The 18,719-nt window shown below is 45.1% G+C and carries 16 protein-coding genes and 1 riboswitch; of the genes, 9 read left to right on the top strand and 7 right to left on the bottom strand.

Annotated features, from left to right (window positions below; genetic code table 11):
- The first annotated feature begins 233 nt into the window (after positions 1-233).
- The 3 genes from AB4Z08_RS17405 to AB4Z08_RS17415 all read left to right on the top strand — a co-directional run bounded on the left by AB4Z08_RS17405 (position 234) and on the right by AB4Z08_RS17415 (position 4,156).
- Positions 234-851 (top strand): CGNR zinc finger domain-containing protein, encoded by a 618-nt coding sequence (locus AB4Z08_RS17405; protein ID WP_441575035.1) that lies wholly within the window; start codon positions 234-236, stop codon positions 849-851.
- Positions 844-1,743 (top strand): EamA family transporter, encoded by a 900-nt coding sequence (locus tag AB4Z08_RS17410; RefSeq protein ID WP_441575036.1) that lies wholly within the window; start codon positions 844-846, stop codon positions 1,741-1,743. Before AB4Z08_RS17405 ends, AB4Z08_RS17410 begins: the two co-directional genes overlap by 8 nt.
- 226 nt (positions 1,744-1,969) lie before the next feature.
- Entirely contained in the window at positions 1,970-4,156 is a 2,187-nt protein-coding gene (locus AB4Z08_RS17415; protein ID WP_441575037.1) for a bifunctional alpha,alpha-trehalose-phosphate synthase (UDP-forming)/trehalose-phosphatase, read from the top strand.
- A 101-nt stretch (positions 4,157-4,257) separates the two neighbouring features.
- On the opposite strand, the gene AB4Z08_RS17420 is transcribed toward AB4Z08_RS17415, so the two are convergent.
- On the bottom strand, positions 4,258-6,039 hold the full coding sequence (locus tag AB4Z08_RS17420) for a glycoside hydrolase family 15 protein (protein ID WP_441575038.1): 1,782 nt from the start codon (positions 6,037-6,039) through the stop codon (positions 4,258-4,260).
- A gap of 168 nt (positions 6,040-6,207) precedes the next feature.
- Here AB4Z08_RS17420 and glk point away from each other — a divergent pair, with 168 nt between their 5' ends.
- From glk to AB4Z08_RS17450, 6 genes are all read left to right on the top strand, one after another.
- On the top strand, positions 6,208-7,263 hold the full coding sequence (gene glk, locus AB4Z08_RS17425; RefSeq protein WP_441575039.1) for a glucokinase: 1,056 nt from the start codon (positions 6,208-6,210) through the stop codon (positions 7,261-7,263).
- A gap of 12 nt (positions 7,264-7,275) precedes the next feature.
- Positions 7,276-7,347: riboswitch (Fluoride riboswitch) on the top strand.
- A 43-nt stretch (positions 7,348-7,390) separates the two neighbouring features.
- Positions 7,391-8,677: a voltage-gated chloride channel family protein gene (locus AB4Z08_RS17430; protein WP_441575040.1), complete on the top strand. Its 1,287-nt coding sequence runs from the start codon at positions 7,391-7,393 to the stop codon at positions 8,675-8,677.
- A gap of 50 nt (positions 8,678-8,727) precedes the next feature.
- A complete protein-coding gene (locus AB4Z08_RS17435) occupies positions 8,728-9,135 on the top strand; it encodes a VOC family protein (protein ID WP_441575041.1) in 408 nt (135 codons plus the stop codon).
- 36 nt (positions 9,136-9,171) lie between these two features.
- Positions 9,172-9,591 (top strand): RidA family protein, encoded by a 420-nt coding sequence (locus AB4Z08_RS17440; protein ID WP_441575042.1) that lies wholly within the window; start codon positions 9,172-9,174, stop codon positions 9,589-9,591.
- Between the two features lie 697 nt (positions 9,592-10,288).
- Positions 10,289-10,948 carry a hypothetical protein gene (locus tag AB4Z08_RS17445; protein WP_441575043.1) on the top strand — a complete coding sequence of 220 codons (660 nt, stop codon included), beginning with the start codon at positions 10,289-10,291 and terminating at the stop codon, positions 10,946-10,948.
- A gap of 118 nt (positions 10,949-11,066) precedes the next feature.
- Positions 11,067-12,461, top strand: coding sequence for an alkaline phosphatase family protein (locus AB4Z08_RS17450; RefSeq protein WP_441575044.1), 1,395 nt, complete (start codon positions 11,067-11,069; stop codon positions 12,459-12,461).
- 98 nt (positions 12,462-12,559) lie between these two features.
- Here the strand turns inward: AB4Z08_RS17450 and AB4Z08_RS17455 are convergent, their stop codons facing one another.
- From AB4Z08_RS17455 to AB4Z08_RS17480, 6 genes are all read right to left on the bottom strand, one after another.
- Positions 12,560-13,216, bottom strand: coding sequence for a response regulator (locus AB4Z08_RS17455; protein ID WP_441575045.1), 657 nt, complete (start codon positions 13,214-13,216; stop codon positions 12,560-12,562).
- Positions 13,213-14,013 (bottom strand): sensor histidine kinase, encoded by an 801-nt coding sequence (locus AB4Z08_RS17460; protein WP_441575046.1) that lies wholly within the window; start codon positions 14,011-14,013, stop codon positions 13,213-13,215. Before AB4Z08_RS17460 ends, AB4Z08_RS17455 begins: the two co-directional genes overlap by 4 nt.
- Positions 13,989-14,639 (bottom strand): hypothetical protein, encoded by a 651-nt coding sequence (locus tag AB4Z08_RS17465; RefSeq protein ID WP_441575047.1) that lies wholly within the window; start codon positions 14,637-14,639, stop codon positions 13,989-13,991. The genes AB4Z08_RS17460 and AB4Z08_RS17465 overlap by 25 nt, the downstream gene beginning before the upstream one ends.
- An 18-nt stretch (positions 14,640-14,657) precedes the next feature.
- Positions 14,658-15,263, bottom strand: a complete 606-nt coding sequence (locus AB4Z08_RS17470; RefSeq protein ID WP_441575048.1) for a hypothetical protein — start codon at positions 15,261-15,263, stop codon at positions 14,658-14,660.
- 297 nt (positions 15,264-15,560) lie between these two features.
- Positions 15,561-16,085: a hypothetical protein gene (locus AB4Z08_RS17475; RefSeq protein ID WP_441575049.1), complete on the bottom strand. Its 525-nt coding sequence runs from the start codon at positions 16,083-16,085 to the stop codon at positions 15,561-15,563.
- A 114-nt stretch (positions 16,086-16,199) separates the two neighbouring features.
- On the bottom strand, positions 16,200-18,662 hold the full coding sequence (locus AB4Z08_RS17480; RefSeq protein WP_441575050.1) for a TonB-dependent receptor domain-containing protein: 2,463 nt from the start codon (positions 18,660-18,662) through the stop codon (positions 16,200-16,202).
- Positions 18,663-18,719 lie beyond the last annotated feature (57 nt).

Genomic DNA, 18,719 nt, shown 5'->3' on the forward strand with positions numbered 1-18,719 from the left:
TCATTTCCAGTTATTAAAATAGTATCAATAGTCTATAAAAAACAGCCCACTGAAGGGCTGTTTTTATTTTTATAAATAATTGATTTTTAAATAATTAATAAGCGAATATTTAAGTATTGTTTTAGGTAGATAAAATCTTGTTTTATGCCTCCTTTTTTATTAACCAGTAAAATAAGTTTTGCCGGTTAATAATTAAATTTACCTTTGTTGGGAGGACTTAAAAAGAAGGAGATATGTCTGTTCCCAAATCCATTTCTGCACTCCGGCTTGACGGCGGAATTTTGTGTCTTGACTTCGTCAATACGGTTGACAACCGTAAGAAATCAACAACCTGTGATTACCTTTCCGGCTTCAAAGAATTGCTGCAATGGTATGCACATACCAAAGCCTTATCTCCCAAAATTATTCATACTCTCGAACGGCTTGCAAAAGACTATCCGCAAAAAGCAGCGATTGTTTTTGAAAAAAGCCTGGCGTTGCGGGAGTTGTTGCATCGGCTATTTACTGACATGATTGCAGGCAAAAATCCGGCGGCTGGTGATCTGGTGCAGTTCAATACTTATCTTGGGGAAGCATATGCCAACATCGAAATCAGTTGGTCAGCGGGCACCGGAAAATTACAGTTTAATGCACCAGCACTGGAGCAGGTGTATTGGTGGTTGGTAAAATCGGCAGTAGAATTATATACCGGAGATAAACCCGCACAGATAAAAGAATGCCCCGCCTGTGGATGGCTTTTTCTCGATAAGAGTCGTAATGGCTCCCGAAAGTGGTGCAGCATGAGTACCTGTGGAGATGTAGATAAAGTAACCCGGAATTATCAGCGTACAAAAAGAAAGAAAAATGGATAAGAAGCCTGGCAGTTTATCATCCAAGATGATTCTATGCCTTTTAGCCGTATATATTATTTGGGGTTCCACTTACCTTGGAATGAAGATCGCCACCAAAGTGGTGCCTCCGTTCTTTCTGTCGTCTATGCGCTTTTTGGTAGCAGGTTCTCTGTTGCTGGCCATCGGATGCCTTAGGGAAAAGACCTGGCCAAACCGTCAGCAGTTTTTATCTGCCTGCTTTGTGGGAGTTGCCCTTATCGGTATTGGTAATACAACTGTAGCCCTGGCGGTACATTATATGCCATCCGGGCTGGTAGCACTTATGGTAGCTGCCATGCCTGCCTGGATCATGGGAATGGACTGGGCTTTTTTCAGTAAGCAGCGTCCTTCCGGATTAACATTGCTGGGTATTGCCATAGGCTTTGCAGGTCTTTTCCTGTTGTTTAACCCCTTTACACATCATGAAGCGCGCACCTTTCCATTATGGCCGGTGGCAGTAGTCGTAGCAGGTAATATCTGCTGGGCGGCAGGTACCTTATTTGTGCAGCGCTTACCCATGCCCACGCAAATTACCAGTACCGCCATTCAAATGCTGGCAGGAGGCGTTTTCTCTTTCTTTGTCAGCCTGATCTTTGAACCCGGCGCCATCAGAACCCTGCCAGCTATGACGATGGAAGCCTGGCAGGCTTATGTTTACCTGGTACTCATCGGCTCCCTGGTAGGATATACTTCTTACAGCTGGTTGTCTAAAAATGCGCCACCAGGACTCACCGCCACTTATGCATATGTAAATCCTATTGTCGCCTTATTTCTAGGCTGGGCTATCGGCAATGAAGCGATTACGGGGATGGTAGGACTGTCTGCCGCCATCGTTATCAGCGGAGTCGTGATGATGACCCTGGGGCGTAAATAAGCTTTCTACTTTCTTTTCCCCTTGATAATGACTATATTGTGGTTTCACACTTGTACAGGTATAGCCCTTATCCCTCTCGGGATAAACCCTGTTGAAGAACCATAGTCATTGTAGCAGCATTGTATTTATTTATATATGTAGGTTCCGCTCTTTTGGGTGCATTTTTTGTTTTTGTTGGTGCTATTCCGATTGAACGTAATTAGATAATAGATTATATAAACTGACTATGCGAAAGACCATTATTGTATCGAACAGGCTACCAGTAAAGATTTCAGAAACAAACGGTGATTATACGCTACAGCCCAGCGAAGGCGGCTTAGCAACAGGTTTGGGATCTATTTACAGAGAAGGGAATAATATCTGGATAGGCTGGCCGGGACAGGAAATCACCGATCCGAAGGAACAGGAAAAAATGACGAAGCAGTTGCGTAAAATGAACCTGATGCCGGTTTATCTGACACAGGATGAAATTAACAACTTTTACGAGGGCTTTTCAAATGAAACATTGTGGCCTGTTTTCCACTATATGGCCGTATATGCACACTATGAACAGGACCATTGGGATTCCTATTACCAGGTAAATAAAAAATTCAGGGATATTATTATGAAGGTAGCGGAGCCCGGAGACATTATCTGGATACACGACTATCAGCTGCTGTTATTGCCGGGGATGATCAGGGCCGAAATGCCGGAGATCTCCATCGGTTTCTTTCAACATATCCCTTTCCCATCTTACGAATTATTCCGCCTGATCCCCTGGCGCACAGAGATACTGGAAGGTATGCTGGGCGCAGACCTGATGGGCTTCCATACTTTTGATGATACCCGCCATTTCCTGAATGCGGCCAGCCGTCTGCTACCTGTTAACACCTCCGCGAATGTGGTGTCTTATAATGACAGGGCCATTGTGGTGGAAACATTCCCTATGGGCATTGATTTTAATAAGTATGCCGACATGGGTAAAGATCCGGAAGTACTGCAACAGATGCAGCACCTGAAGGAAAACTTCCAGGCAGAGGACCGGTTAATATTGTCTATTGATCGCCTGGATTACAGCAAAGGGATCCTGCAAAGACTGGAAGCATTTGAATTGCTGTTACAACTGCACCCGGAGTATATTGGGAAGGTAGTGCTGTATATGATTGTGGTGCCCTCCCGTGATACCGTGTCACAATATAAGGAGCTGCGTGATCAGATAGATAAGTATGTTGGGAATGTCAATGCCCGCTTCCGTACCCTGGCCTGGCATCCTATCCAGTACTTCTATCGTTCGTTCCCGCTGGAAACCTTATCTGCCCTTTATAACTTTGCAGACATCTGCCTGGTAACGCCTATGCGTGATGGCATGAACCTGGTAAGCAAGGAGTATGTGGCCAGTCGCAATAACAATGACGGAGTGTTGATTTTGAGCGAGATGGCTGGTGCATCTAAAGAATTAATAGACGCCATCATCGTAAATCCCAATAACATTGGCGCCATTACCCGTGCTATCGTAGATGCACTCAACATGCCGCTCCCGGAGCAACAACGCCGCATGAAACAAATGCGCTCAATAGTTGCCAAGTTCAATATTAATCACTGGGTAAAATTATTCATGACGCGGCTGGATGAAGTAAATGAAATGCAAAAGAATATGCTCGCCCGCCGCGTGAACCAGGAAACGGCTGTATTAATAAGGCAGCAATACTTTAGTACAAAAAAGCGGATTATCTTCCTGGACTACGATGGGACGCTGGTGGGTTTTCAACCGAACATCGATATGGCATCGCCGGATCCGGATCTGTACCAGCTGCTCAGGGAGCTGGCCAGCATACCAGGTAACGACCTCGTAATGATTAGTGGCAGAAACCATGAAACATTAGGGGAGTGGTTCGGCCATCTGAAACTGGACCTGATCGCGGAACATGGCGCCTGGCAGAAGACAAAGGAAGGAGAGTGGTACCAGCTGCCGGGTTTAACGGATAAGTGGAAGAAGGAAATACAGCCTATCATGGAATTGGCCACTGACCGTACTCCGGGCTCTTTTATAGAAGAGAAAAGCTACTCTCTCGTATGGCATTACCGTAAAGTAGAATCCGGCCTGGGCGAATTACGTGCTAATGAACTGATGAATACCCTGCGCTATTACACCGTGGAAAAAGGACTACAGGTACTGCCCGGTGATAAAGTGATTGAAGTGAAAAACGTGGAGATCAACAAAGGTAAAGCAGCACTCAGCTGGCTGAATCATAAAAAGTACGATTTCATAATGGCCATGGGAGATGATGTAACAGATGAAGACATCTTTAAAGCGCTTCCGCCAAAAGCCATTACCATTAAAGTAGGCAGCCAGGTATCCGCTGCCCAGTATTACTTAAGAAGCTATCATGAAGTAAGACACCTGTTGAGGACCCTCAGAAGCAGGGAAGCGTAAATAGCTTTTAGCCATTAGCTTTTAGCAAAATGCAGCGGAGAACATAATATATGTCTATCTCCGCTGCATTTTGCTAAAAGCTAAAAGCTAATGGCTGAAAGCTATAAAAATATCGGCATATCCAGTTTCATTGATATCCTGTAAGCGGCGTTCATCAAACCTACATGGCTATACGCTTGAGGGAAGTTACCCCATTGGCTGCCGGTTTCAGCCTCTACGTCTTCACTAAAAAGCAGCAGGTGGTTTGAGTATTGCAGCAGCTTACCGAATTCGCGTTGGGCATCATCCAAACGGCCTACACAGGCAAGCGCTTCTACATACCAGAACGCACATACGAGAAAGGTAGTTTTAGGTTTACCAAAATCATCGGAGTGGCGATAACGGTAAAATAAGCCTTCCGGAGTTTTGAGTTCTTTCTCCAATGCAACCAGATGATCACGCGCACGTTCGGAAGCCGGATCCAGGTAATTCATCATGATCAGTTGTAACGTGCTGGCATCCAGGTGCTGACTGCCGGCAGCATTAGTATATACTTTTCTTACCGGATCATAGCAGCTTTCAATATGTGCGGCAGCACGATTTTTAAGTTCCACTGCCTTTTGCAGGAGAGGCTCATTGCCGATGGTCCGGGCCATCTTTTCTGCGGCGGCACAGCCAGCCCATTGGAAGAGATTCGTATAGCAATGGATGTTAGCCATGTTTCTGAACTCCCAGATGCCTGCATCTTTTTCATCGATTGTTTTTTCAATCTTCTTCAACAGCAGTTCTATCCAGCGGTCGGAATCTTTTCTCTCAGAAAAAACAAAACGATGATCAGTATATAAAGGAAGCATCGATATTAATACCTGTCCATAAATGTCATTCTGAATATGCTCATAGGCCTGGTTGCCGATTCGTACGGGTTTATTACCCAGATAGCCATCCAGGTGGGGGAGGATGGTTTCGGATAAAGTCTTTTGGCCGGTGATACCATACAGTGGCTGGTAACGGAAATCGCCGGAGAAGGAGATATCTGTTATATAACCAAAGTAGCGTTCCATTTCTTCAAAATGCCCGATATGGTTTAAGGCGGTGATCACATAGTAGGTATCACGCATCCAGCAGTAACGATAGTCCCAGTTGCGTCCACTTTCCGGGAATTCCGGTAAGCTGGTGGTGCTGGCAGCAATGATAGCGCCAGTATCTTCATACTGGTGTATTTTCAACGTTAACGCAGAACGGATAACATATGGTTGGAAATAGTTGGCAATAGAAGAGTGCTTGATCCAGGTTCTCCAATAGGAGATGGTTTCCCGCAGGAATCGTTCTGCCGTACTCACCAATGGGGCTTCCAGCGGGTGCCCATAGGTAAGGATGAGGTAACGGGTATCATTCAGCACAAAATATTCTTCTTCAAAAAGATAACTGACAGCGATATTAGTGGTGAGGCGGATATTTTCATCACAGCCACCGAATTCAATATGACTGCTGCCCCGTAGCCGTTTCAGTTTCTCTGCGCCATAATCACAAACAGGCTCACATTTTACCCGGATGCGCGGCGAGCCTTCCAGCGGTTCTATTTTCCGGATAAGCATCAGCGGCTTAAAAAAACGTTCATACTGCAGAAAGCGGGGGGCGAAATCGGTAATGCGATAGCTGCCTTCTGTGGTCGTAATTTCTGTACAGAGTACATTTGTATTTTCCAGGTAGTACTGATGAGAAGCGTAATCGGCCTCAGGAAGGATGGAGAATTCACCCCCTTTCTTTTTATCCAGCAGTCCGCCAAAAACGAAAGAGCTATCCATGCGGGGCCAGCAAAGCCAATCAATGTTAGTATTCTTGTTTACATGCGCCAGAAAAGCGCAGTTGCCAATAATTCCTGTCTGATAAGTATGTCTTTCCATGAGGCCTGTGATTTGTTTGAATTACACTTTTCACTTAAAATTGTTCATCCCGGAACAAAAGCTGTTCCAATAATGTCCCGCAGGATTTCTATCTTCATTTATTAACAAAACATATCATTCTGAAGTCTTACCGGAATCCCTTATTTTTAAGTATAAAGTTCCACAACGATGCAAACATTGAAAAAGCAGCACTACCTGCCACAGTTTATTGCGCCAACCCATAGTGGGGATACCAAAACCTATCTGCTGGCAGGGGATCTGGGCGGTACCAAAACAAATCTGGCACTGTTCAGTACTGTTGACGGGGAATTGGATATGATACGGGAGCAGAAATATGCGTCCCGTGATTATGCTAATTTTTCTGAGATCATCCAGCACTTTATCAGTGAAAGCAGGGACACGCCACCGCAGCGTATATGCATTGGCGTAGCTGGTCCGGTAGTGAAGGGAAAAGTGGAGCTGACCAATTTATCCAGGGAGCTGAGTGAAGATGAAATCAGGCAGAGCACCGGGATCACGGCCGTGGCCCTGATCAATGACCTGGAAGCTACTGCTTACGGATTGGCGACCCTGGCACCGCAACAGCTGACAACACTTCACCGTGGCGCAGCAGAACATACTGGTAATATAGCCATTATTGCACCAGGTACAGGTTTGGGTATGGCAGGACTCTATTGGGACGGTGAGCATCATCATCCATTTCCTACGGAAGGCGGACATACCGATTTTGCACCAAGAACAGATCTGGACATTTTGTTGCTGAGATATCTGCAGGAGAAATATGATGTGGTGAGCTGGGAGCGGGTGATCAGCGGGCCTGGCCTGTATGACATTTACCAGTTTTTAAGAGATATAAAAGGAATGGAAGAACCTGCGGAATTGCGGGCTGCTATGAATGCGGGAGACCCTTCCGCAGAAATAAGTAAAGCTGCTATTGCAGGCAGAATACCGGTATGTGTGAAAACAATGGAGTTGTTTGTACGTTACCTGGCCAGGGAATCCTGCAACCTGGTATTGAAAATGAAAGCCACGGGAGGATTGTTTCTGGGTGGGGGAATTCCACCAAAGATAGCGGTACTGCTGGAAACCGGAGAATTCTATCATCATTATATGCAGGGAGATCGGATGGCGGAGCTACTGGCGAGTGTCCCCATTCATATTGTCAATAATGATAAGTCAGCGCTATGGGGGGCAGCATTTTATGCTGGATTATTAAAAGATTAAAGTTATTTTTGCGACATAACAGGAAATGGTGTCTTCCTGACCCAAACCGTCAGCCTGGAGCTGTCTGATGGCGCCTACAAATATTAGAATGGTACGTACTACCATTTAACGCTGCTATTTGTAGGATATGAATAAACTGAAAACTTCGTTGGAGCAATTGACAGTAGCTTATCAGCTGCTGCGCTGGACTGTATTGGTAACACCCGTTGCTATCGTGGTCGGATCGCTGGTGGCATTATTTCTCTGGTTGCTGGACCAGGTAACGCATATACGCTGGGAGCATGAGTGGTTATTATTTGGATTACCACTGGCTGGCCTGCTGATTTATTGGTTATACCGCCTTGGCGGCAAACAGGCTGATAAGGGCAACAACCTTATCATGGAAGAGATCCATCAACCCGGTGGCGGAGTACCTGCCCGCATGGCTCCATTGGTATTACTCACCACTATTATTACTCATTTATTTGGAGGTTCCGCCGGACGTGAAGGAACAGCAGTACAGATTGGCGGTAGTATGGCCGGGCTGATCGGGAAGAAACTGGGACTATCGTCTGCGGATATACGAATTTTATTAATGACGGGAATCGCGGCTGGTTTCGGGGCCGTATTTGGTACACCTCTTACCGGAGCGGTGTTTGCCCTGGAGGTACTGGCAATAGGTGTGATGCGTTATGAGGCATTGGTACCTTGTTTGATTGCTTCTGTTTTTGCAGACATCGTATGTAGTGCATGGGGGATTCATCATACACATTACAGCATCACCTATATTGGTCAGCCTTTCATGGAGGCGTTGCCCTTTATTCATCTGGATCTCTGGTTGTTAGGGAAAGTAATTGTTTGTGGCGTAGCCTTTGGGCTGAGTAGTTTTTTGTTCTCGAAACTCATGCATAGCATTAAATATAACGCCAATGCATATATTAAAATACCCTGGCTGATTCCTGTTATTGGTGGTGTTGTCATTATATTATTGAGTTATGTGGCTGGTACAACGGACTACCTGGGCTTAGGCGTCAGTAGTAAATCACCGGATGGTATCAGTATATTGGCTGCATTTGAGGCGAATAGCAGTGTAAACGACTGGAGTTGGCTCTGGAAGCTGGTTTTCACGGCAATTACACTTGGAATGGGATTCAAAGGGGGAGAGGTCACCCCTCTTTTTTTTATAGGCGCAGCATTGGGTCATACCCTGGCTTTGCTGTTAGGCGCTCCTGTAGACCTTTTCGCGGGACTTGGATTCATTGCCGTTTTTGCTGGTGCTACAAATACTCCAATTGCCTGTACTTTAATGGGTGTTGAATTATTTGGGACTACGCACGTTTTATATTTTGCCATCGCTTGTTTCACCGCTTATTATTTCAGCGGACATTCGGGCATCTACGGCGCACAGCGGCTCGAAGTGAAGAAGTTGCGCTAACAATTTTGTTAGTACCTTTTTCTTTACCACAGGGCTTTTACCTTTGGCATATGACAAATATTACGGGTATACATCATATTGCCATACAGGCGAAAGACTACAAAGCAACGATAAAGTTTTACGGGGCACTGGGGCTTACCTTGTACCACAGCTGGGTTTTACCGGAATTCAATATTGAGTACGCCGCGTTGTTGAACATACCAGGTACGACTTCTTATATAGAAGTATTTGATAAAGGTGCCAATGTAGCTACCCAGGGACGCAAGGCGATTGCAGGAGAAACACCGGTAGCCGGTGCGCTATTACATTTTGCACTTACTGTAAAAGACGCCACCGTGGCTTATAACGAGGCTATTGCTTTAGGAGCATCCAGCTGTGTTCCGCCATCAGTACTGCTCCTGGGAGAACCAGCGCTTACTGTAAGGAATTCACTTGTATTGTGTGGGTTTCACTGCTGATATTTCCTTTTATTTTGTAAGATAAAAATCAAAAGAATGGAAAAAGAAACAAGTGCTCCACAACTCATCAATCCCGCGGGATTGTATGATCCTACACCGAACGCATATTCTCATATGGCCACGGTACCTGCTGATAATACATTGGTATACATATCCGGACAAGGCGGTGAAACGGCTGATGGCAATCTGGTGAATGATTTCCGGACACAGTTAAAACAGGCTTTCAGTAACCTGGCAACAGCATTAGCTTCTCAGGGATTGACCTTCCGGGATGTTGTAAAACAAACTACACTGGTGGTTGATCATGATGAAGACAAATTAAAAATACTAGGAGAAGAAACTTCGCTCATCTGGACAGATAAAAAATTTCCGGTCAATACACTGATTCCGGTACCGCGCTTAGCGCTGGATGGTATGCTGATCGAAATTGAAATGCTGGCGGTAAAACGTTCATAGCAGTCATCCAGGGTCGTTTTGAGGCACCATAAAGCCGATTACGGTGCTTACAATTCTAACGATCGTCCAGTGGCTGTAACGCGGCAGATTTTCTGTGAGCACAAGCGTCAAATCGTTTATTTAATCCGTTTTAAATGGGAGTGAGTATTCACGGCCATTTAAAACGGATTTTTTGTGTTTAAATAAAGGCGCTGAGAATGAAATAAACCAGGGGATACCTCGGATATTTATTTTTACCCAAACCTCAGCACATTCATTTTCAATGAATTATAGTGACTTAGACCAAAGACGGACTCAAATAGGATCAATTTTTGCCACGAGCGCCTGCCAAAACTCAAAAGTTGCCCCATTGAATTAGAGACTTTTTAAAAGACTTAAAACGGAATCAAGTTATCCTTATAATTTATATTATGTTAAATAGAACAACTCAGTTCAAATATAATGATTATTAACCCATATTCCCTATGCCCCTCAGAGACTATCAACGTTTCTGGTGGGACAACCTCCCCCCAGGATTTATAATCAAACATCAACCTGCGATATCCTATACCACTTTCATTGTTTTTTTCTCCTGAAAACAGGTGATCTAAAAGCTCTTTTCCACCTGTCACCCGCGCGCCATTATGCGGAAATTTGAATTGATTAAAATCATACTCTGCTCAGTACACAATTCATTCATCATCTAAAACCAAAAACAATGAGTACCGTAAACATTAAAGAACTCAACGCTCCCGCCTTTGCCTTGCAATTGACTCCCTCACTGGATCAGTTCCTGGTAGATCATCAGCCATCCCTCGCCGGAAAAACAATTCGTAAGGAACAGGCCCTGGAAGACATGTATAAAATGATACATGGAAAATATGACCTCAGCTTTCAGAAAGGCACTATCATTCCCCGTACAACTGATCTTTCCAGTGCTTGTATAGCCGCTATTGTTACCTGTGTGATCGATGTTGTATCTATTGTACTACAAGCGGCGGGTGTACCGGAGTCTGTTACAAAAGATGCCGCAGAAGCTATTGTGGCGGACATCCCCACCGAAGCGCTTACCGGTCTGGAACAGGATATTCTTGCGCTTGAGCAGGCAGATTCATTGACAGATAAAGCCAAAGCCATCTTTACCATTTTCTCCGGTGTATATAAGGTAACTGGTATTCGCCAGATTCTGGGAGCCATTGAACATAATATGGCCTGGTATGAATGGGTGCTTATGGGCACTGTAATCACAGCGCAGGTAACAGCATGGCTGGCTACAGACGGTATTGCGGCCATCGCTGAAATAGTTATTCTGGGCGCGTTGGTGGCCCAGGCCGTAGCGGATGCTACGCTCGCAGTATCTGCGTGTGTGATTAACTAACTATTAATCCCTGCGGGATAAAAAATGAATAGAAAAGCCAGTGGAATATTTTTACAATCGCCACTGACTTTTCTATCGCAGTAAAATGATCTAAATAACAGTAACAAAAATACCCTCCATGTCTCAGATAATGTCCCAGATCAAGCATGTAGTACATCTCATGCTCGAAAACCGGTCCTTCGATAATGTACTGGGCTGGCTATATGCAGATACCGGGAACCAGCCCGCGGTAAACCTCATTGATGTGCAAAGCCCGCCTCAATTCAACGGCCTTACATCAGACCTGTATAATATAGATGCAGATGGCAACAAACACTTCGTTAGTGTGGCGCCTCCCGGAAATCTCACTGTTCCCCCATTTGATCCCTATGAAGTTTTTAAGCATGTGCAAATACAATGCTATACCCCTTTACAGGGCGGCACCGTGGGAACTACGCCTGAAATGGGTGGATTTTATATAGACTATGCATCAGCATTTGATAGCCCGGATGATATCATGATGGCCTACTCACCTGCCGACCTTCCTGTATTAAATGGCCTGGCCAGGAATTTCTCCGTCTGCGACAAATGGTATGCCTCTGTGCCTTCCCAAACCTTCTGCAACCGTGCATTCGCTGCGGCTGGCAACTCAGTGGGTAAACACTGGCTCACGGGAACCACGCAGGGTTGGGTGGATAATTCATTCATGGTCGATTTTACGTTACCCACTCACTGGAATGTGCTCTCTGAAAATGGGAAAGGCACTTCTCAGGACTGGATGATATATTATAGTCAACTATGGTGGGCGCATAATTATTGCCTCACGCGTGATCTGTTTAAGCAGAACCTGGGAAGCAGCGACTTTGATCAGAATTTTGCGCCTATACAACAGTTTTATACCCAGGCTGCTGCAGGCACACTGCCCTCCTATACTTTCCTGGAACCTGACTGGGGCCTCATGTACTGGAAACTGGGTATTAACGGATCCGATTATCATCCACCCGGAAATGTATGCCCTGGTGAAACATTTGTAAAACAAGTGTATGATGCGCTGTCGCAAGGGCCGGCCTGGAACGAAACATTATTCATCATTACTTTTGATGAACATGGCGGCACATATGATCATGTACCTATTGCACAGAAAGCAGCTCCTCCTACAAATGATCCGGGTCAATATGGTTTCGGTTTTGATACATTCGGTGTGCGCGTTCCTGCTATTCTTATTTCCCCCTGGGTGCCCGCAGGCAGCGTATTCCGTATGCCTGAAGGCCAGACTCCTTTCGATCATACGTCTCTAATTGCTACTGTGCTGAGCTGGATGCAGATAGACCGCGCTCAATGGAATCTCGGTGAACGTGTAAACCAGGCACCTACATTTGAGCAGGTACTCAATCTGACCTCACCCCGTCAGGATGTACCTGTTGTAACGGCGCCCGTATGCCCCCAACCAGCACCTACCATCGCACAAATAAGTGACCTGCATCACCTCATCATGGCGCGTAGCTGGAGGCACCTGGCTTCAAAAAATAAATAATTCCGGTACAACGGGTGAAACTGAAACGAATGGCAGAGATGTTATTATCTCTGCCATTCGTTTGATTTAACAATTAAACTGTACCCTACAATGATTTTTCAAGGAGTAAAAATCTCATTCTTAATCGCATACAATACTAACCCCGTCCTTGACTTAATCTCCAGTTTCTCAAAAAGCTCCTGCCTGTAATTATCAATTGTATGCGGACTTAACTTCATTTCGTTGGCTATTTCCTTATATGTCAATTCGGAACAACATAGCCGGAGAAACGTAATTTCATTCTTACTTAACTGCATAGAGGAATCACGAAAGGTTCCGTCGTCCTGGATATTACGCAACATTTTAGCAGAGATCAATTCATTGAGAAAATAACCCTGTTCATGGATAACCGTTATAGCTTTCACGACCTCCGCAATCCTTGATTCCTTTAGCAGATAGCCCCCAGCACCGTTTTTCAGCATATTGATGATAGGCTTATCGTCTTCAAAAGTACTCAACGCCAGAATTTTTACACCAGGATAATGTTGCTTCAACCATTGCGTGGCCTGATAACCATCTATTACCGGCATATTGATGTCCATTAGTACTACCTCCGGGATGGGGTGCAGCACAATTTTCTCCTTCATTTCTGCTCCATTTGCAGCCTCAAATACAATATTGATTTCGCTGTATTCTGATAACAGACTGGTGAGTCCCTGCCGAAATAATGTATGGTCATCTACAATGGCGATGGTTATACTGGTTTTGTTTGTCATTCACTTTTGATTGAATATGGTATGGAAATAGTAACACTAGTGCCCTGTCCTGGTGTGGAAACAATACTGGCTGCTCCTTCTATCATGGCCGCCCGCTTACGGATATTCTGTAATCCCATGCCGCTATGCTGCATCACGACCGCTTCAGCATTAAACCCGATGCCATTATCTTCCAGCCGAAGCGTTAGCAGATCATTCGTCAGCGCCAGCTCCACTACAATAACGGAAGCCTGGGAATGCCGGATAATGTTGTGTAAGGACTCCTGGAAGATGCGAAAAATAATTAATTCTTTATCCGGTTGCGATGGCAGTTGTTTCATTTCTCCTTTCCGAATGATTTGGAAACGGTCCGATTTTTCAAGCCACTCCAGTTCAAACCCGATGGCGTGCACCAGCCCTTTGCCGATCAGTTCTTCTCCATGAAGTAATCCAGACAAGGCCCGGATCTCCCGGATAGCACGACGGGTAAGATTTTCGGTTGCCAGTATTTTTTGAGAAGCCTGCTTCGTATCCTGTAGGTCCACTGCACTCAGTGTAAGTACGGCCAGGCCAAGGATCTGGTTAATGTTATCATGTAAATCCGTGGCGATTGTTTTCAATGTTTGCTCCTGCACCTCCATCTGCAATTTCAGTAATTCGTGCTGGAAGGTTTGTTTTAGTTGCAGGGTCTCTTCATGGTGTTTCTTCTTCCGGCGGTTATACACGCTAATGTACGCGATGAGGAATCCCGGTGCTATCAGGAAAATTAAACTGATCCAACCGATCAGGGTCATTATTTCATTTGACGATACCTGCATATAAAAGCGTATGACCAGCAACCATACAATAACACGTTCAGTACTTTAAAAATATGATACCGCAGCGAATATTGAATACTATCCGCTACGTGATCGTTCACCAGGTATTCAAAGAATGTATTCGTAGCCGTTCCTCCGAAATAAAATATGAGTGTACCACTCACCCACCAGAAAGGCGCATAGGTGAAAAGGTTTACGTAATGATCATCTTTCAGCACCAGGTAAAAATAATAGAGTGACGCCACAATGAACACCACTGCCATCAGGACGATGGTATGATGTGCATATCGGGAAAACCGGCCGGGCAACGTTTCTATCAGGAAACTGCTGCCCACCAATATAAACCAGCCAATCAATACACGCTGCTTCAGGCAAAAGGGTTTCAACAAATAGTAAAACATACTGCTGACTGCAATACACTCCAGTGGCACTAATCCATTGTACAAAGGTGTGTTGGGAAGATGCAGCGTTTCCCGGAAATAAATCCCCCCGGTTTCCACCAGGCATACAATGAGAAGGTAAGCTGGAAAGCGCCTCCACAAAAGGTCTTTGTCTGCCGTAAGACAAACAAGACCGATGAAAAAGCAGATCCATTCCGCCACGGTGTTAACAGTGAAGTATCGCATGATGGCTCCGTGTTTTCATTAATTTTTCAACAACCTGGCGCCATAGCACTTGGCCGGAGGTGGACATAATTCACCGTGGTTCTCCGCATTGTCTTCTATCGTTAACAAAAAGCCTTTGCGTTGCTGTGTACCTGCCGGCAAAGTAGAATCCCCGAAATAATCAACTTTATTTTTTGTAGAAACAATGACCAGCGTATTGCGTCCCCAATAATCAGGCGCGGGTGCAGGCTCCGCTAATACACCTTCAGTCTTCAAATTGCCGGGGGAATAGGTACTGTCATAGGTAGCGAAATAGAACCGCATGCCATCTCCTCCGTCCTGGTCCAGCTGACAAATCAAATCTCTTATCCGCGATTTATCAAACCAAATACAGCGGGTGTTTGGTAGAAGATCAACCACATCAGAACCCCGGGGACCTTGCGTTGGTATCGTATCCACCAGCTTCCCATAATTGGCGACGTAGCGACAGGCCTGTTCAAAACTCAACAATGCATGTTTCGGAACTGCAGCATTATTACAGAAAGACTGAACAGGTGCCGGCCATTTACGGGAGGCCATCCATCCGGATGCTATACCAACAATAAGCGCGATGGCTGCAACAACATAGATTTTCAAGGAAGTCATAAAAACAAATTAGCAGGGAATAAATATTTTATGGATCAGGTATTCAGAACGTTTCGGGTCAGCACATCTTACTCAATGTAAGGCAAAACCTGGAAAGTTTAAATATCCTGCGACTCAAAGATCATTGACCCCGCGTTACCGGAAAAGGTGGAAAACAACTTCGTAGCAGCCTTTTTTTAGGGTACATATACGGACAAACATCGGGGCATCCGCTACCAACACGGTGGTATTCATCTCCCTACATAAAAAAACCAGCGGAAAAAGCTCCCGCTGGCATCATTTAAATAACCAACAAAACTATTTTACAGGCGAACCATCTGTATTATAGAACAACTTCTTCACGGTATTCCCTTTCTTTACTGTTACCCTGAAGTAAGATTTCCTTGTTGTTTCACTTACCAGCCGTGTATACTTATCCGACTCAATGGTATAGCCCGGGTATGTCTTTTTTATAGCCGCTACAATGTTATCAGGCAGAGGTACATCCTTCACTTTTACCTGCGAGGCGAGCTTGGCACCACTCTTATCATACAAGGCATAATAAGTATCACCATTCTTCTCTACACTCACAGAATAATAGTCCGGATTGCTCCCGGGCTTTGCCCCATTGGATGTTACCAGCCAATCCTCCTTTGTATACTGAGCAGGTACGGCGAAATAAGTCGTTATGCTCCCATCCCGAAACTCTCTTTCTGCCGCCCCTGTCACTTCTACCGGGACTACTTTTTTATCTACTCTCCGTAGATTCAAATTGGCCACATTTTGCGCAAACATCGTAAAAGATGCGCCGATCAGGACGCTAATAACCAGGATCTTCTTCATACATTAATAATTATAAGGTTGAATGAGAGATGGTGCCAGGAAGTTTATGCGAAGGGACAATTGATTAACACGCCCGGGACACAAAGGGTTCAATGACCATTAAAAATCATCCCTCTACTCCTTCCGGATCCGCTCTCCTTCAGCTTTAGATCCAATATCTCTTTTTCCCGGCCCTTTAGCTCCCGATCCAAATGACTTCGTATAGGTCAACTTGAGCACACTCGCTACACCGGATTCTGTATGGATAGCCACGTGATTTTTTATGGCAAACGCTTCTTCCGTCAACGTGCCATAGTACACATTAATCTTAACGGTCCGTAGTATATCGGTCCAGGCTAATTGAATAGTCCCCCAGTTATTTTTCAGCTCTTTTTTTACACCTGCATTCAGCGCACCCATACCTCCAACTTTCACAGATCCGTTATAGAACAAGGAATTGTACCAACCAGAAAGCTCCATAGTAAAATCTTCAGGTAACTCAAAGGACTCATTGAAATTCAGTGTATAACCAAAATAGGCTTTGTTAACAGGTTCCCTGGTATAGTCCAGCTTAAACTGCCGCAGCCCGCCGCTAAACCCATAATCCATATTCCACCAGTCTGTTACCTTCCAGGGTAAATTAACCTGCAAAGTGATATTGTTCTGGTAAAGGAGATTTTGGGGAGAGACATACAAAAGGTTCGCTGCCGGCCTTTCGGTCAGCTGATACCTGGCTATCGGATGCTCATCTCTGCTGAATAACAGGGAAAATGTATATCCGTTATAGTTATACCCCAACTTGATATTATTGGTGATCGTTGGCTGCAGTAATGGATTACCGGTGTACACCGCAGTAGGATCACTATAGGTTACATAAGACGCCAGGTCATTGTAAGACGGCCTGCTGATTCTTTTGCTGTAAGACAGCTGCAGCGCAGACGCTTCGTTCAGTTTTTTTGAAAAGGATATTTCCGGGAACAATACTCCCTGGCGTCTGTTCAGGGGATTTTTTCCTGTTACGGGATTACTCATTTTGGTATTCGCATACTCATACCTGGCGCCAAGAGTCAGGCTCACCCTGGGATTTATTTGCGTGGTAACCGTAGCATAGGCCGCACCTATTGCTTCTTTCATTTCAATATCTTCTGCTGTTTCTATCCTGTTTACCCACTCATGATCGATCATGCTTTCTATCCTGGATGAGCTGGCACTTTTTGTATAAGTGCCCTTAACCCCGGCTGCCAGTTTCACATTTTTAGCCAACGTTTTTGTGTAATCGACTTTGCCTACAGCAACATGAATAGCCGTATTGGCAAAGCCTCTCTGTTGCGGTGAAAAAAGAGGATCATTGCCTCCGGCGGTGGTTCCGGTCTTATTCATAAAAATACTTTGCACTACTGAAGGATTACTGTTTTTGAAAAAAAGATAGTCAACATCTACATTTATTTTTTCACCTTCTCTTATTTCTTTTTCTATGTAAACGGCTCCCACTCCATTTCTCCAGCGGTTCATCCCTTTAACAGCTCCTGCATAATTCAGCAGAGAATCTGGTAATACATGATAGATAGCACGGTTTACCGTAGCAGAAGATGTACTACTGTTATTATAGGATAAACTCACGCCTATAAGGACTTTGGGGGTTATATTCCTGTCAAACCCCAGCGATACATCATGGTTATTCTGCGCTATTCTTGCTGTATCCCAACCCAATACATTCATCTGTCCTCCAAATACCGGCATATCCTGGTCGCTGTCAATATACATATCGCTATACGTACGGTTATGCGAAAAGTTATAAGATCCATACAGGTGGCTACCGGCCGAATTATTAGCCAAACGGATACTCCCCATTCCCTTTTCTCCTTTACCGTATCCTCCCGTAACTGTCAAAGAACCGTTCATGCCTTGTTGCCTGTTTTTTTTCAGTACAATGTTGATGATCCCGGCACTTCCTTCTGCATCGTATCTCGCGCCAGGTGTGGTTAACAGCTCTATTTTCTCTACGTCATTCCCGCTCATCCCTGTCAGAAGGTTCACCACCTGGTCCACCGGCAGGCGCATCAGCTTCCCGTTCAGCATGACCGCTACACCACTTTTTCCATTCAATGCAATACTGTTATTGCGATAGTCTATCGTTACCCCAGGTGACCGCTCCAACAGCGCTAAGACAGAACTGCCTTTTGTTAGTACGCTACTCTCTACGTTCATTACTATTCCTTCTGCTTGCTGCTGATACAAGGGCTTTGTCGCGGCTATCGTTACTGCTCCCAGCTGCCTGGCTGTTTCCTTTAATATCAGCGTCTCAAAATTTTTCCCGGGCTGGCTGACGGTTAGCTCGAATACAGGTGAGTCCCAGGATTCATAACCCATACTGGTCAGGCGCAGGATATACCTTCCTGGTTCCGGGCTGGATAACAGGTAGCTGCCCTTTTCGTCCGATAAAGCGGTTTTTACAATGGAGGTATCCATCGCCTTTAACAACAGCACGTTAGCAAAAGGAACTGCCTGCCCGCCGGGAGTCAGCAGCTTTCCGGATACCTGGGCATGGGCATTTTGCGCGAGACAAAATAGTAACAAAGGAAAGATCCTGTTTTTCATGCTTTTATTTTTTGAGAAGGAAATCGCCTGAAGGGGCTTTCGAGACAAAGAAATGCG

Origin of the sequence: Chitinophaga sp. RAB17 (genome assembly GCF_052114225.1) — a bacterium.
GTDB lineage: Bacteria > Bacteroidota > Bacteroidia > Chitinophagales > Chitinophagaceae > Chitinophaga.